This is a genomic window from Streptomyces noursei ATCC 11455 (genome assembly GCF_001704275.1).
Lineage (GTDB): Bacteria > Actinomycetota > Actinomycetes > Streptomycetales > Streptomycetaceae > Streptomyces > Streptomyces noursei.
Genome location: NZ_CP011533.1, coordinates 3,027,667 through 3,043,011 on the forward strand (window position 1 = coordinate 3,027,667; position 15,345 = coordinate 3,043,011).

At 65.8% G+C, this 15,345-nt stretch carries 16 protein-coding genes; 8 read left to right on the forward strand and 8 right to left on the reverse strand.

Annotated elements, in window-relative coordinates; translation table 11 throughout:
* The first annotated feature begins 245 nt into the window (after nt 1-245).
* Nucleotides 246-1,679 (forward strand): WXG100 family type VII secretion target, encoded by a 1,434-nt coding sequence (locus SNOUR_RS12485; RefSeq protein WP_067346498.1) that lies wholly within the window; start codon nt 246-248, stop codon nt 1,677-1,679.
* Between the two features lie 502 nt (nt 1,680-2,181).
* On the opposite strand, the gene SNOUR_RS12490 is transcribed toward SNOUR_RS12485, so the two are convergent.
* Entirely contained in the window at nt 2,182-2,550 is a 369-nt protein-coding gene (locus SNOUR_RS12490) for a hypothetical protein (protein WP_376738585.1), read from the reverse strand.
* A 290-nt stretch (nt 2,551-2,840) separates the two neighbouring features.
* On the opposite strand from SNOUR_RS12490, the gene SNOUR_RS12495 reads away from it, so the two are divergent.
* The 5 genes from SNOUR_RS12495 to SNOUR_RS46170 all read left to right on the forward strand — a co-directional run bounded on the left by SNOUR_RS12495 (nt 2,841) and on the right by SNOUR_RS46170 (nt 7,258).
* Nucleotides 2,841-3,170 (forward strand): WXG100 family type VII secretion target, encoded by a 330-nt coding sequence (locus SNOUR_RS12495; protein ID WP_312632557.1) that lies wholly within the window; start codon nt 2,841-2,843, stop codon nt 3,168-3,170.
* A 90-nt stretch (nt 3,171-3,260) separates the two neighbouring features.
* A complete protein-coding gene (locus SNOUR_RS12500; protein ID WP_067346502.1) occupies nt 3,261-4,268 on the forward strand; it encodes a WXG100-like domain-containing protein in 1,008 nt (335 codons plus the stop codon).
* 351 nt (nt 4,269-4,619) lie between these two features.
* Entirely contained in the window at nt 4,620-4,982 is a 363-nt protein-coding gene (locus SNOUR_RS45340; RefSeq protein WP_107407297.1) for a type VII secretion target, read from the forward strand.
* A 6-nt stretch (nt 4,983-4,988) separates the two neighbouring features.
* A complete protein-coding gene (locus SNOUR_RS12505; RefSeq protein WP_067346503.1) occupies nt 4,989-6,668 on the forward strand; it encodes an alpha/beta hydrolase in 1,680 nt (559 codons plus the stop codon).
* Between the two features lie 5 nt (nt 6,669-6,673).
* Nucleotides 6,674-7,258 (forward strand): hypothetical protein, encoded by a 585-nt coding sequence (locus tag SNOUR_RS46170; protein WP_159425854.1) that lies wholly within the window; start codon nt 6,674-6,676, stop codon nt 7,256-7,258.
* A gap of 313 nt (nt 7,259-7,571) precedes the next feature.
* On the opposite strand, the gene SNOUR_RS12510 is transcribed toward SNOUR_RS46170, so the two are convergent.
* Nucleotides 7,572-8,126 (reverse strand): ATP-binding protein, encoded by a 555-nt coding sequence (locus SNOUR_RS12510; protein WP_067346505.1) that lies wholly within the window; start codon nt 8,124-8,126, stop codon nt 7,572-7,574.
* Nucleotides 8,127-8,248: 122 nt separating this feature from the next.
* Between SNOUR_RS12510 and SNOUR_RS12515 the strand changes: the two genes are divergently transcribed.
* Both SNOUR_RS12515 and SNOUR_RS12520 read left to right on the forward strand, forming a co-directional pair.
* Entirely contained in the window at nt 8,249-9,097 is an 849-nt protein-coding gene (locus SNOUR_RS12515; protein WP_067346507.1) for a helix-turn-helix domain-containing protein, read from the forward strand.
* Complete coding sequence (locus tag SNOUR_RS12520; protein WP_067346509.1) at nt 9,094-9,306, forward strand: DUF397 domain-containing protein; 213 nt, start codon at nt 9,094-9,096, stop codon at nt 9,304-9,306. Before SNOUR_RS12515 ends, SNOUR_RS12520 begins: the two co-directional genes overlap by 4 nt.
* Before the next feature lie 134 nt (nt 9,307-9,440).
* Here the strand turns inward: SNOUR_RS12520 and SNOUR_RS42875 are convergent, their stop codons facing one another.
* The 6 genes from SNOUR_RS42875 to SNOUR_RS12545 all read right to left on the reverse strand — a co-directional run bounded on the left by SNOUR_RS42875 (nt 9,441) and on the right by SNOUR_RS12545 (nt 15,107).
* A complete protein-coding gene (locus SNOUR_RS42875) occupies nt 9,441-10,766 on the reverse strand; it encodes a S8 family serine peptidase (RefSeq protein WP_079142563.1) in 1,326 nt (441 codons plus the stop codon).
* Between the two features lie 86 nt (nt 10,767-10,852).
* Nucleotides 10,853-12,418, reverse strand: coding sequence for a hypothetical protein (locus SNOUR_RS44630; RefSeq protein WP_067346511.1), 1,566 nt, complete (start codon nt 12,416-12,418; stop codon nt 10,853-10,855).
* Between the two features lie 60 nt (nt 12,419-12,478).
* Nucleotides 12,479-12,808 carry a hypothetical protein gene (locus SNOUR_RS12530; protein ID WP_067346513.1) on the reverse strand — a complete coding sequence of 110 codons (330 nt, stop codon included), beginning with the start codon at nt 12,806-12,808 and terminating at the stop codon, nt 12,479-12,481.
* Nucleotides 12,801-14,081 (reverse strand): type VII secretion-associated serine protease mycosin, encoded by a 1,281-nt coding sequence (mycP, locus tag SNOUR_RS12535; protein ID WP_067346515.1) that lies wholly within the window; start codon nt 14,079-14,081, stop codon nt 12,801-12,803. The genes SNOUR_RS12530 and mycP overlap by 8 nt, the downstream gene beginning before the upstream one ends.
* A gap of 289 nt (nt 14,082-14,370) precedes the next feature.
* On the reverse strand, nt 14,371-14,664 hold the full coding sequence (locus SNOUR_RS12540) for a WXG100 family type VII secretion target (RefSeq protein ID WP_067346516.1): 294 nt from the start codon (nt 14,662-14,664) through the stop codon (nt 14,371-14,373).
* A gap of 122 nt (nt 14,665-14,786) precedes the next feature.
* Nucleotides 14,787-15,107: a WXG100 family type VII secretion target gene (locus SNOUR_RS12545; RefSeq protein ID WP_067346518.1), complete on the reverse strand. Its 321-nt coding sequence runs from the start codon at nt 15,105-15,107 to the stop codon at nt 14,787-14,789.
* Nucleotides 15,108-15,345 lie beyond the last annotated feature (238 nt).

The window sequence follows — 15,345 nt, forward strand, 5'->3', positions numbered from 1 at the left end:
CGCGCCCCCAGCCGACCCCGGAGCCGCAGCCTCACCCGCAACCCCACGACCCCAACAGGCCCCAGCCGCAACCCCACGATCCCAACCGGCCGCAGCCGCAGCCGCACGACCCGGAGCACCCCCAGCCACAGCCCCACGACCCCAACCGGCCCCACCCACAGCCCGACGACAACGGTGGCGGATCCGGTGGCGGAGGTGGCGGTGACGCCGGCGGAGACGGGGACCAGCAGGGCGGTTCCAGCTGGATGGACGGCCTGAAGGAGGCGGGCAAGTCCGCCGGCTCGAAGCTCGGCGAGCACGCCGGCGACTGGGCCGGCAAGAAGGTCTTCGGGGACTCCGAAGGCGAAGGCGGTGAAAAGGGCGGCGAGGGAGCCGGCGGCGGCGAAGGCGGCGCAGGCGCAGGCGGCGAAGGCTCCGGCGGCGGCGAGAGCGGGGCGCCCGGCCAGTGGTCCACCATGCCCGCCCCCGCCCCACCGGGCGGCCCCGGAGGCATGTACGGGACGTCGGGCGGATCCGGCGGCGGGTACCCGGGCGCGACGACGGGCCTCGTGCCGGCCGGGGACGCGTACGGCTGGATCCGGAAACCCAACCCCGCGCCCATGGCTCCGCTCCCCGAGGCGACCCATCCCTCCCGGGGCGGCATCGGCGGCATGCTGGACGAGGCCGTCGAGTGGGCCCTTGAGAAGTCCGGCATGTTGAAGGTACTGGAGAAGGTCACCGGAGACCTCGCCCAGCTGAACGCCGCGGCCGACGCATGGCAGAACCAGGCCAAGGCCGTGCAGTTGGTGGCCGAGGAGCTGAGGACCAGCGCCAACCCCCTCTCCCGGCAGTGGGAGGGGCAGGCGTCCGGCGCCTTCAGCGGCCACATGGGCGATGTGGTCGAGGCGCTCGACTCCACCGCCGAGGGCATGTCCCAGACCGCGAAGATCATCAACTCGGCCGCGCAGGAATGCGCACAGGCCGAGGGCATGATCATCGAGATCATCAGCGAGGCCATCGAGGCGCTGATCGCGTCCCTCGCCGCCGAGGCCGTGATCGCGGTCCTCACGGCCGGTATCGGCCTCATCGCGGACGCCCTGATCACCGAGGCGGAGATCGCGGTCTTCGTCGCCCGCGTGGCCAAGGTGTCCGAGGAACTCGCCACGAAGCTGGAAGAGTTGCTCAAGGCCCTCAAGGAACTGGGCTCCGCCGTCAAGGCGGTCAAGAACATCAAGACCGCCAAGAACGCCCTCAGCGGGATCAAGAAGGTCGAGAAGGCCGTCGAGGGGGTCCGCGAGTTCGGGAAGGGCGGCGAGGGTCTGGGCAAGGTGGGCAAGGACATCTTCCAGAACCGCTCGCTCGCCGGCGCCGAGGAGCGGCTCATCGACGCCGGACTGCGTCAGGGCGTCAAGAGTGCCGACTCGTTCGTCACGGGCAAGATCCGGGAAGGCGTCGAGTCGGGGGTCAAGTCCGGCCTCGGCATGGACGAGGACGACCCCGTGACGTTCGCCGAGGACCGCAGCGGAAAGGGCTTCGGCAAGGCGGCGGGCCAGTCGGCCTGGGGCGCGGCGAAGGAGGGACTGATGAGCGACACCAACAAGGAGGCCGTCAAGCAGGAGATCCTGCATGACACGGGCCTGTCGGAGGAGCCCAAGCCCTACCGCGTCGACCGCTCCAAGATCGATACGCCCTTCGGGTAGGCACGCCCTTCGGGTAGACGACTCCCTTCGGGTAGACGACTCCCTTCGGCAGGGCGCCCGCCGTCCCTCGCCGACCGGCTGACCAGCTGACCGGCTGACCACTGAGGGGGCACCGTGGATGTCACGGTGCCCCCTCAGTGCGGTCCGGGCACGAACCGGACGTCCGACGGCCGCGGATGAACCTCCTCGCCCGGGCGCCCCACCCGAGGGCCGTCGACAGCCACCCGGAGTCCGCTGATCACAGGCGCCCACCGCGAAGTCCTCGTGTTTCTCGTCCAGTTGGCCAACGGGCCACGCCGGCACAGACGCCCGAGCCCAATTCCGAGGGGCGAACACCTCCGGATTTCAGGCCATTCGAAACCCACGCCCTGCGGAAGTCACACTCTCCGAAACCCACACTCCGCAGAAGTCACACTCCTCAAAACCCACACCCCGCGGAAGCCACGCCCTCTGGAACCCACACTCCACAGAAGTCGGGCTCCCTGCGGATGAACCGCACCCCTCAGGGCAGCAACAGCCGATCCGCGGTGATCGCGGCCGCCAGCCCCAGGCCCAGCAGCCAGGTGCCCAGTCGGGTACGCCCGTGCCGGCTGATCTCGATGACGACTCCACAGAGCACGAGCGCGGCCCCGTACACCCCGACCACCAGTACCGACCCACGGGAAGCCAGCCGCACCACGAGCAGCACCGCCATCAGGGCCGTCATCACCGAGGCCAGTGCGACCCGTACCCGGCGCGCCTGGCGCGGCGTCAGCCCCATGCGCCGCGACTCATCCGGGAGGTCGACATCAGGAGGGGGCTCACCGAACGGATCAGACCGACCGGAACGGTGACCATCCTGATCACCTTGAGTGGCATTCATGATCGAAATTGCTACGGGGCGGTCTACGGGGTGATCCGCGGGCCCACTTCGGACACCAACCACACCCCGCGCACACCAATCCCCCACCCCTCCGTCACCCACATTCCACCGGTTCCACCCCGTTCCCGGCAGGCCAATTCTCCAGAATCCCCGCATTGTTGCCCCGGGTCCATCACCAGGTGGCGATCACGCCACTCTCCTTGACATGCTTGCGCGCGGATCGCCTACTGTGGAACCGGCAGGCGTTAACGAGACGTAATGATCATGGTGCGGTACGCAGCCGCACAACAGGGGGAATCGTGGCGGGCAACGCATTCGATGTGGATCCGGAGGTACTGCGGACGCAAGGAACCGCATTCGTCCACGTCGGCAACGATTTCAGCAAAGCGTCGAAGAAACTCCAGGACGACCTCAAGGGCATCGGCGACCCCTGGAAGAACTGCGACTTCGGCGACATCTTCGACACCATTTACACCCCCATCCGGGACGGAATGTTCACGTCGATGGATTCCTTGGGTGAACGCCTGGAAGGCATCGGCGACAACCTCCAGGAAATGGCGCGCTCGTACACCGAGTCCGACGAGCAGGGCGTCCACACCATCAGCGCGGTCGGCCGTCCGGCCATCTGACGCACACACCGCCGGCCGCCTCTTCTTCCGGTCTTCCGGCATCTCCCTTTCACCAGCAATTCGCCTACCACCGCACGGGGGACGAGCACTGTGTCACTGACGCTGCCGAGCGAGGTCACCTGGGTCCTGGATCTCCTGGGCTACAACTGGCCGGACGCCGACGAGGACAAGCTCCACGAGTGCGCCCAGACCTGGCGCACCTTCGCCGAATCGGTGAACGAGGCACACGGCCAGGGCGCCACGGCGGCCAATGCCGTGGTCTCCGCCAACTCCGGTGAAGCCGTCGAGAGTTTCCAGAAGGAATGGGGCGCTTACGACGGCAGCGGCGGCAGCGGCGACAATTACTTCCGGGACGCCGTCGCGGCGGCCGAGGCCATTGCCCTGGCCTTCGACGCGGCAGCCGTCGCGGTACTCGCCGGCAAGATCGCGGTCATTGCCCAACTCGTCATGCTGGCCGCCGAGATCATCGCGGCCCAGGCCGCCGCCCCCTTCACTTTCGGTACGTCCGAACTCGCCGCGGCCGGCGCCACCCAGGCGACCCGCCTGATCGTCCGGGAGATCCTCGAGAAGATCAAGCGCGAGGTGATGCAGGCCGCGACCAAGGCCATGGAACACGCCACCATGGACGCCATCAAGAAGCTGGCGAAGAAGGCGGTTTCCAAGGAAGCCCGCAAGGTCGTCACGGACTACGCCAAGCAGCAGATCAAGGAAACGGTCAAGGACACCGTCAAGGAGAAGGTCGTCGACGCGGCCAAGGAAAAGGCCAAAGAGGCCGGCACGGAAATGGCGCAGAACGTCGCGCAGCAGGGCATCGAAGCCCACTTCGGCGAACGCGACGGAATCAACCTGGGCGAGACCGCCGACATCGGCAAGAAGAAGGCCGAAGAATACGTCGACGGCGTCAAGACAGGCGCCAACGACCTCACCAACCCCAAGACGTACATCGACCACGCCAGGGACGACCTCACCAATCGCGGCCTGGACCACGCCCAGAAGCAGGTCGACCAACGCACCGGCGGCGCCGCCACCCGCCACCAGGGCGCCACGGACGCCGCCAAGGACGGCGTGAAGGGCAGCGTCCAGGACGTCTTCGGCTGAGCCCGAGCCGCTCCCGGCCACGCTTTCCCAGGGCTGCCGCAAGCTGACCTCCCCGGTCCCGCGGCGGCCCTGCCGCCTTCAACCACCGAGCACACTGCCCGTATCCGCGGTCACCCCGGATTCTTGGCTCCAATACCGTCCGTCACGGTCATCGTGCCCGCCGTCGTCGCGGGCAGCCCCTCGCCGAATTCGGACTGGACGGCACGATTGGCCAGATCACACGCTGTGGCGTCAAGGCTCCCAGGGCTGCCGTCACATAGGGTGACACGCTGACCAACCTGTGGGGGGGTGCTCGATGGTGCACCCTCACGCACCCAGGAGTAACCAGAGCAACGGGGAATTGGGGGAAGCATGTCGACCACGAACGTCGATCCAGCCGCGCTGCGTGCAGCCGCTGGCCACAGCGAGGAGATGCAAGCCGGCGTCGGGACCGCCTTGGGCAGTTTGAGCGCGTATCACCAGTCCGTGCCGGGGCAGACCGAGGGCCTTGATCTGACTGGAGAACTGCTGAGAACCCATCAGTCCTGGCACGACCGACTCGATGACGTCAGAAGGGAATGCGGCGAGGTCGCACGGTCACTGAGGGCCTCTGCCGACAACTACGAGCGGAACGATGAGGAAACCGCCAATTCGTTCACTCGTCCCGCTGGAAATTCTCTCTCCACCCGTCCAGCAACACAGAACACCGCCCGCCACGCCAGCCCCTTTGGATGATGTCCGATGGCTCTGACTGTCCGCGAGCTCGAGAATCTTCGCTTCTCTGCACTCGAAAGCGCCAAGCAGGAATGGGAACAGCTAACCCATCGACTCGGAGGCTATAAAGACCGAGTAGATGCCCATATGCGCCTTCCACTGAAGCACAGCTGGTCCGGAGAAGCAGCTGATGCAGCGCAGAAGCGCATGAACAGACTGGGCGAGAACTTTCAGTTCGGCAGCCAAGAATGTGCACTGATCCAGACCACCCTGGACGGCGCCATCACCGAACTACGAGCACAGCAGAAGGCGCTCCACCAGGCATTGGACGAAGCCACCCAGAAGGGCTATCAGGTCGCTCCGACTGGTGAGGTCATATATGCCGACGAGGGTGACATACCCACCGGAGATCCTGACGCCGGGGTACCAGCAAAAGAGCAGGAGCGGCGTGCCCTTGAGGGGCAGATATTCTCCGTCCTTCGTAATGCCGCAGAGGTAGACGCTCGCTACTGCCTCGCCCTGGCAAGACTTCGGGTCGGCCGCGGACTGACCGTGGATGCCCTGGAGTCACAGAGGGACGCCGGGGATGTTTCCAAAATTGCGGGCACCGCCGTCGGCCTTGAATCAGCTCCCACCAAGGGTACGAATCCGAAGACGGTCCGGGACTGGTGGAACGGCTTGAGCGAGGAGGAAAAGGATGAGCAGCTTGCGCTGAACCCGAGTGTCATCGGAAACCTCGACGGTATACCTGCAAAGACCCGCGACAAGGCGAATCGGGTCAACCTTGATCGGTTGATCGCCATGCACCCGCCTGGCACACCTATGTCGCCAACTGTGCAGCGTCAGTACGAGGGATTCCAGATGATCAAGGCTCGCTTGGATATGGACCCTGGGCAGGGGCCAGAACCGCTTCTGCTGGGCATCGGGGCCGAGGGGCAGGGACGGGCCATCCTGTCGTATGGCGATCCCGACACGGCGGACAATGTCGCCGCGTATGTGCCCGGGCTCAATACGCAGCTCAGGGACGTTGGAGGCGAAGACGGCGCCCGTGCATGGAATGTATGGGACGCGGCTCAGAAAGCTGGCGATGGGCGCCACAAAACGGCTTCTATCGTCTGGCTTGGCTACGACGCTCCGCAGCTGGGCACGGATCGACTCTCGGAGAGTAGCCTTGCGGTCGCCGACAGGGAGCGGGGTCAGCAGGGCGGCGCGGCGTTCGGGAAGTTCCTCGATGGCATCCAGGCCACGCATCAAGGTGAACGGCCGCATGTGACGGCCATCGGACACAGTTACGGGTCGTTCACGGTGGGGCAGGCCGCCCAACGTGAGGGTGGAATCCCCGCGGACGACATCATCCTGGTGGGCAGTCCCGGGACCGGAGCCCAAAGGGCCGAGCAGCTTGGTGTGGGTGCCGACCACGTATGGGCGGGTGCAGCAGAGAGCGATCCGGTCACCCACGCCCCATCGGACTTGGAACTCATCCCTGGTGGCGCCATTGCCCATCTCATGGATCCGCATGAACTTCATTTCGGACAGGACCCGGCCAGCGAGGAGTTTGGTGGGCGAAGATTCGGAGTTTCATTTGGCAATCCTTCGGAGTCCCACTCCAACTACTTTGACAGAGATAAGGGCGGCGACTCTCTGGATAACATGGGGGCGATCGTTGCTGGGCATCCGGAGAAGGTTTCCATCCAGGGGGGACGGTGAAAGTGATGAGGCGAAGGAAGTTCCTCGCAGCAGCCGGTAGCGTGGCGCTCGTGTCTACCTGTCTCGCTGGCTGCTCGGCACTCCCAGGAGGTGATCCTGACCCGACCCTGAATCCAAATCAGGCTGTAAAGCGAGTCGATGCTGTTCTAGATGACACCTTCAAGGCAGTACGCCCGGAACTTAAGTGGCGCGATGGCCCGATCAGGACAACAGAGGGTAGGAATTCGTTCACGAACACGTCAAACGGAGAATTGACCGTTGGCAGAACTCGTTATGTGCGCACCAAGGTATCGAAGGAGAAGCTATTCGAGCTGATAAAGGCTGTGGATACACATTGGAGGCGGGAAGGGTTCAAGGTTGGCGAGCTACATCCCGAAAGGCCGTCGTTTTCCGCTACGGCGCCAGACGGCTGCACCATAAAGATCTCGGTGGGTGGCGTCGACAACGTCTACTTCGACTCCGGCGTTGGCGCCATATCCCCAGGGCATGGATTTCAACTCAAGGGCGAGGAAGGCGATAAATTCCCCAAGGCGCCCAATGGTGGCCCCGACTACACCCCGGACGTGCGTGACCGCTACTGGTCCACGTAGCACCCGCGCCACGGCGCCGCGAGCGCGATGATGCCCCAAGGTGATGGCCCCTGGACGGACAGCCGCCATCGGTAAGGTCGCCCCACCCGATGACACCGCTTACCCCATAGCGGCGGAGTGTCCGCACTGCCTCCATTCCGTCATCGGACGTCGCGACCGAGGACGACCAGGATGCAGGGGCCGCGATGAGTCAATGTACGCCCCACACACCCGGAACGGTGTGAGGGGCGGCCCGCCCGTTACACGGCTCCTCGGACAGGCCAACGCCTTGTGGCTGTTTCGACTGACTCCCATCTGGCCAGCCTGCCTTCAGTTATTCCACTGCCGGTCCGCTCAACGACTGTGGCTGTTCCACGGCGTACTCTGCCCAGACGGTCTTGCCCGGACCGCCAGAACGCGGAACGACGCCCCAACTGTCCGCAAGGTACGCAACGATCAGCAGCCCGCGCCCGTCCTCCGCGAGCACACCACCAGGATCCGCGGCCGCGTCATCCCCTTCGGACCTGATCGCCGCCGCAGGTGCCGTAGGCAGCCTCTCGCCCCGCGTATCGGACACCTCCACACGGATGCGCCGGGCGCCCGCTTCCCCCACCGCCGCGAAGAGCCCCAGCCGGAGCGCGAAGTCCCGCCCGGGAACGTGCCCGTGCCGTGCCGCATTGGCGGTGAGTTCTCCGACGACCGCCGTAACGGACTCGTTGACCTCGGTGCCGTACGGATACCCCCATTCGTCGAGACGGATCGACGCCAGCCGGCGAGCCAGCCGGGCACCGCGCCGCGTGGAGGTGAAACGCATCGCGAACTCACCGACCCCTGCGTGGGTTTCGCTGATTCGGGAAGATGCCACGGAAGAGCGGACTGTGCTGTTCATGGGCCCAACCCTCCCGCCGCCGACATACCTTTGACGAGGAGTGATGCACTGACCACGGTGCGTTGTACGCACCTGGGACGCGCGGGTACGCGGCGGGGCCGGAAACCGGGAGGGCAGCGAACATGGACGACGGCGGCCAGAGGCCGGAAGACGACGAGCAGTCGGAGTACGAGCCCGAGTCAGGCATCCTGAGGGTGTTCGGACGCCAGCTCAAACGCTTACGGGAATGGGCGGGCATGGAACGCACCGAGTTGGGCGCACGGACGGGCTATTCCCCCTCCACCATCGCCTCCTACGAACAGGGACGGCGCATCCCACCACCCGACTTCATCGACCAGGCGGACGGGGTCCTGGGGGCACACGGCGTCCTAGTCGAGTTGAAGGAGGAGGTGGCGCGGGCCCAGTACCCGGCGTTCTTCCGCGACGCGGCACGACTGGAGGCCAAGGCGGTGGGGCTTCATGTGTATGCGACACAGGCCGTACCCGGGCTGTTGCAGACGCAGGAGTATGCGCGGGCGGTGTTCGGGATGATGCGGCCGCCGCTGGACGAGGGCATCCTCGAACAACGCGTGGCAGGACGGCTTGCGCGGCAGGAGATCTTCGTCCGCCGCCCGACGCCGCTGTTCAGCTTTGTGATCGACGAGTCGGTACTGCTGCGCCCCATCGGGGGACGGGACGTGCTCCGCGGCCAATTGGAGCAGATCCTGCTCATCGGCCAGAAGAAGACTGTCGAGATCCAGGTCATGCCGCTAAGCCGAGAAGAGAACTCCGGACTGGCCGGCCCCTTCACCTTGATCGAGACCAAGGAAGGTCGCAGGATCGCGTACGTGGAAGTACAGAACGTGAGCCGCCTCCGCACAGACCGGGATTCGGTCCGAGCTCTTGAGAACAAGTACGGGGTTCTTCGCGCTCAGGCCCTCACCCCCAGGGAATCACTGACCTATATCGAGAAGGTGCTGGGAGCAACATGAACGCCGATGCGACCGTGCAACACCCGTACCAGCTGACATGGATCAAAAGCAGCTACAGCAGCGAGGAAGGCGGCGAATGCGTCGAGGCCGCGACCGACCCCACCACAGTGCACATCCGCGACTCTAAGGACACCACCAGGTGCACGCTGACTGCGTCCCCGGGCGCCTGGGCCGCATTCGTCGACTTCTCCATATCGCACGCGCCCTGATCGACTCGGTGGTGAGGCCACCTTCCAACACACGAGATGGGACGCCTCCAACACATTGGGGTCCGCGGCCCGAAGGCCGCGGACCCCAATCAACTTCCGCTACTTCTCGACTCGCTCGCCCTACAAGTGGAGCCTTACCGGCCGGGAGGCGCCGGCGGGTAGGAACCGGGCGCACCGGGCTGCTGCGGCGGACCCTGCGGGTAAGGCGCATAGCCCCCCGGGCCACCAGGGCCGCCGAAGCCACCGGGACCACCGGGCGGCGGGCCGTTGCGACGGCTCTTCCGTCGCACCAGCATCACGATGCCGACAATGACGCCGACGACGACAAGCCCCACCACGACAAGCAGCCCGATGAAGAGCGGGCTCCAGCCCGCCTTCTCTGCAGGCTGCGAGGCGCTGTCGCTTCCGCTGCTTCCGTTGCTTCCTGCGGAGGCCGCCTGCCCGCCTGTCCCTGCGGAAGACGCCTGCTCCTGCGGCATCTTCAACGGCCCGTTCTTCGGACCTGCGGGGATGTCACGCGTGAGTGCAGCGAGCGGCTGGATGTAGCCGTAGCCGTAGTGGGCGTCCGGGAGCGAGGTGCCCTTGGCGGAAGGCGGGAGGCCGGCGGTCTTGGTCAGCCGGTTGACGATCTGACCAGCAGTCAGGTCGGGAAACTTTTGCCGGAGGAGGGCTGCGGCGGCCGAAACAAAGGCGGCTGAGTCTGATGTACCGGTGCCCTTTTGATATTTCGAGGTGCCACTGTCTCCCGCAGAAACGATGCCGACGGCAGGTGCCGTCAGCAGCACCGGTGGCCCATAGTTGGAACCGGACCAGATCTCACCAGTGTTCTGGACTCCACCAACCGTCAAAACCCCTGGATAGCTAGCAGGGTACCCGAGATCTTCGGCACCCTTGCCATTGTTTCCAGAAGCCGAAACGATCAGCACATCATGCTTGAGAGCGTAGGCAATGGCCTTTTCATCCTCAGGGGACCGCGTGCTCGTGCCCATCGAGATGTTGATAACCGAGGCGCCGTGATCGACAGCATAGCGAATGGACGGCCCAAAGCCATTTGACTTTATGCCGTCTTCACGCAGCGGAAGGATCTTAGCATCCGGCGCAAGACCCTTTACGCCCGACTCGCCACCCGGGCCGTGCCCATGTCCAGCGATATCTGCAGCCATCTGCGTGCCGTGAGTATCACCCTTCGGCTCTGCAGAGTCGCCTCCGTCGACAAAGTCCTTACCAGGCAGTACATTGCCCTTCAAATCCGGGTGTTGGGACTGAACTCCGCTATCGATAACTGCAACGGTCACTCCCTTTCCCGTAGCGATCTTCCAGATCTCATCGGCCTTGAATGCCTGGAGAGGCCACTGGGCATCTCTGATCTGGTCTGCCGATGCAACCGGCGCGGTGCCGAAGAGCAACGCTCCCGCCACAACCGCGCCGCCGACCGCACGCAGCGTCCGCGTGAAGCTCATGCTGTACACCTCTCTCAACAGGATGGGGCCCTCAGCTGACGCATCGGGCCCCCTCTTGTTACTGCCGAATTGCCGACAGCAGCTTGCTACTCGATGACCTTCGGCGCCACGTTACGCTCCGGCGTCCAGGTCTCCTCGTCCTCCACCAGGTAGTCAGGGCGCTCACCATTCTGGCCCTTGCTGTCCTTACCCTTGGCGCCGTGCGCGCCATGCGCCCCTGCCATACCGGCAGGACGGCGGCTTCCGCTGCCACTGCCAGCGGCACCGGCCTGCGCTCCACCGCGGCTGCGGTGCAGGCCCGAGCCACCCTGGCCGGCAGCGCCGGCCTTGCCGCCACCAGCGCCGATCACGCCGCCCTTCTGACGGGCCAGAGAAGCACCGCGTCCTGCGCCGCCGCCAGCGCCCTTCGCGCCAGCGCCCTTGGCGCCCGCAGCACCGCCCATGCCCGGCATGCCGGGTCGACCAGTTCGGGCACCTGCGCCCGCGCCGGCACCGCCGGCGCCAGAGGCACCGCCGCCCTTGATGCCGCCGGCACCAGCTCCACCGCCGCCCTTGGCGCCACCGGCGCCGCCGATCAAGCCAGTAGAGCCACCGATTCCACCGATACCGGAGGAACCGCCCAGAGACCCGCCGCCAGCACCCCCGCCGACGCCGCCTCCGATGCCGCCTCCGCCTTGCAGGCCGCCGCCGATCCCGCCCGTACCGCCACCGATGCCGGTACTGCCGCCGCTCGGAGGCTTGAAGCTCTCAAGGCCGGTGTGCACGTTGGGGGTGAGCTTGTCGGGCGCAGGAGTTCCGATGCCGCCGCTGATGCCAGGCGTGTGAGGACTCTGGAGTTGCGGCGACTTGATTCCACCGGACGATCCGCCAGGCCCCGTGCCCATCCCCTGCAGCGACGGGTTGCCAACATGGTGGGTTCCCGACGATCCAGTGGGCATCGGCATCGGGATGGGCGGCGGCGGGTCTCCTCCAGGAGGTCCGGGGTAATCCTCGTGCCCATCTCGGCCAGTGCTCCTCTGCCTCCACGTCCCCATAGCCTTAGCCTGCGACACATAGGCCGCTCCCAGCTGCTCCATCTTCACGGCCATGCGCAGCTGCTGCTCTTTACCCGCGGACAGGTTGCCCGAGTTGTTGTCCAGAGCTTGCTGCGTGCTCATGTTGGGGTTGGCCAGGTCGCGCTTCAGGCCGGAGTCGTCGCGGCTACCGCCGTCCTCAAGCCAGTTGACGGCCTTGTTCGCCGCGCTCGGCTTCTCCATCGACTCGATGTCGGGCTTGAGCTGCTCGAGGATGCTCGCGGCGTTACGCATCGCCTGGGACGTGTAGTCGGCGTACGACGCACTGTCGGCGATCTTCTTGCTGATCTTCTGGGCTTCGGCCTTGAACTTGTCCGCAGCGTCGCCCTGCCAGCTCTGCAGGACCTCGTTCACCGCGGCGTCGAAGGCACCCTTGACGCCACCGCCCTGGCCGCCGACCAGCTGCTTGTGCACGTCCGACCAGCCCTGCGCCACATTGTGGACCTCGGACGGATTGGACGCCTTCACCATCGCCTTCATGGTGTCCATGTCCATCTCGGCGAAGTTGGTTTCGTGCTTGGCGGCATAGCACATCGTCGCCGGGATGTACTCGTAGTCGTAATCGGCGCCACCGCTCATCTGCTTCCCCCTTTACTGCTCTGCATGCTGACCTCAGGCTCTCCCACACCGGGTCCCATGTCAGCTACCGGACATGTTCGCGGTGACATCGGCTTCCTGGTTCTGGTAGTTGCCGTGCACCTTCTTCGTCTTGGCACCGAACTTGTCCATGACCTCGTGGAGATGCTGAACGATCGACTCGATCGAGTTCTTCATGTCCGCGTGGGCATTGGTCAGCTTGCGCGCCTCGAGGAAAGAGGCCCCCGCCGCATCGGCCCCCAGCGCGTTGGGCGACAGCGAAGTCTTGTACTGGGTGTCCGAGCGGGCGTTTCCGAGGTCCTTCAGAATGCCGTTGAGCTTCCTGACGGTCTCTTCGAGGGCGCTCAGATCCACCCGATATTGATCAGCCATTCTTGGCCTCCCCGTGTGATGTCAATCCGGTCTTGCGGCGCCAGTCGCGCAGGGCGATCGAGGAGCCCACGACCACGCCGACGGCCAGAATGCAGCCGCCGACGATGTAGATGGAGATGCGGGCGCGTCGTTCCTCGGTGGTTTCTCCGAGGGTGGCGACGACCGGCAGGATTTGGGAACCGTCGGCCGCGTTGGAGGGCTTGTCCGGTGTGGGCGCGGCGGCCGGTCGGGTGTCGTCCTTGAGGGCGGCGACCGGGTCGATGACACCCCAACCGATGTTGTCGTCACGATCGCGGCGGACGCGTTCCGCGGTCTGCTCCAGGTGCCAGATGATCTCGCGCGGACCCCACTTGACCTTGTCGTCCTTGTGCTTGGCCACGAGGAGGGCGGCCGCTCCGGCGGCATACGGGGCGGCGAAGCTGGTGCCCTGGTCGACGCAGTTGCCGCCGAGCGGGACGGTGGAGACCATGTCGACGCCGGGGGCGGCGATGTTGACGAAGCGGCCGGGCTGGGAGAACGAGGCGCGCTCGTTGCTGCGGTCCGAGGCGGCGACGGCCAGCACGTTGTCGTAGTTCTCGCTGTACGCGGCCGGGTAGATGTTCTGCTCCTCGCCGCTGCCGCCGCTGTTGCCGGCCGCGGCGACGATCAGGATGCCGGCCTGCTGAGCCTTCTTCACCGCCTGCTCCAGCGGCGCCAGGTCGCCCCTCTTGGCGTTGGTGCCCTGCGAGATGTTGATGATGTCGACCTTGGCGGTGATCGCATCGTCGATGGCCTTGGCGAGGGTGTCGGCAGTGCCGGCCTGCTCGTCGCTGGTCTGCTGGAACGGGACGACCTTGGCCTTGGGCGCGAGGCCGTAGAAGCCGGACGTCGTGTTGGGGCGGGCCGCGATGATGCCGGCGACCTTGGTGCCGTGGCCGACCTTGTCCTGGGTGGGCTTGCCGTCCTTGACGTACGACTTGCCGGGACCCTCGATGGCGTCCTGGAGCTGCTTGTTGCCCGCGTCCACGCCGGTGTCGATGACGGCGACCCTGATGTTCTCGCCCTTGCCGCTCGCCCACATCTGATCGGTGAGCAGGCGCTGGAGGGACCAGGGGGTCTCCTTGATGTCGTCGGTGCCGAACTTGCACTCACCGCTCTGCAACGGCGTGTTCGTGTCCGCTACCGCCGGTGCGGCGGCGGCACTCGACAGGCCGACGATGCACGCCGCCGTGACCAGGGCGCCCGTCGCGCGGCGGCGATACCCGGTTCGTAGACCAATGGCGCGAGATCCCACGGGTTTTCTGCTCTCCATAGCGGTTGGATGGGGCGAGACGAGGGGTTGCAGGAAGACAGGAGACGAGGAAGCGGTCGAATCGAGGAAGAGCGGGTGAGGAATTGGTGACGCCGGGAGGAAGCCTTGTGAAGGCATCACCCGGGACATCCCCAGGGCATCCCCGAGGCATCATCGGACGGCAGAAGGGCGAGCGCACTGGTGCGCGCTCGCCCTCATGAACACTGTGCGAGCCGTCAGGGGCTGCTCAGCCGTGTGCCGTCTGTGCCATCCGGCCTCGCGGGATGCGAGGTCAGCTGCTCCAGATGCTGGCGTTCTTGCTCTCGGTGCTCTGGTAGTTCTGAGCGGCCGTGTCGAGCGCCTTGGCGATGGCCTCGAGCGTCTGCTGCAGGTGCTGGGCGCGCTGGTCCCACTCACGCTGGCGGGCCTGGTAGCCCTCCTGCGCGGCACCTTCCCAGCTGGAGGCGATCCGCTTGACGCCGGCCTCGAGGTCGTCGAGCTGCTGGCGCACGTTGTTGGCGGTCTGACGCACGTCGGAGCTCGCCTGGCTGATCGTGTGGAAATTGACCAGAATCTGGCCGGACATGGGGTCTCCTCAGGAGTTGATGCTGCCTAGTCGATTCACATGCCGAGGCGGCGGACCGGAATCGGAACCGATCTGCCGGGCCACGGCGGGGGCACATGCGCCGGGTCAGCGGCGCGGCACCATCATCCGAACGGGGAAGCCTGGGCGGTGACGTGCGAGATCGACTGAGCCTGCTCCTCTTCCGAGGACGTGTAGTTGCCCGTGGTCTGGTCGATCGCTTCCTTGATCTCAGCCAGCAGCTGGTTGATCCGGTTGGCGTCCTCGTTCACCTGCGACTGCAGCTGGTGGTACGAAGAGGCCGCCTGGCCCTTCCAGCCGGAGGTGATGGTGTCGACGACCTGCTGCAGGCGCTGGATCTCCCCCTTGATCGACTGGTTGACCGAGTCGATCTTGCCGCTGAACGCGACCATCTCCTCGTGCGTGGTTGTGAACTGACCAGCCATGGTCAACGTCCCCCATGAGACTTGTACGTCGGCCGCGCGGCGCCGGTGAGGCGGGGCGCGGTAGGCGTCTCCTGCTGACGCCTCCCGCCACATTACCTACTCCACACGCCTGTTCCCAACAGGGGGACGGCTGTTGTGACGGGATCACAACAATGTCAACTCCGCGACGGGAAACCGCTGTTCAATGTAAACGGGCAGATGGTGCGGTTTCGGACAAGCGGTAGTGAAGGTTCCGGGG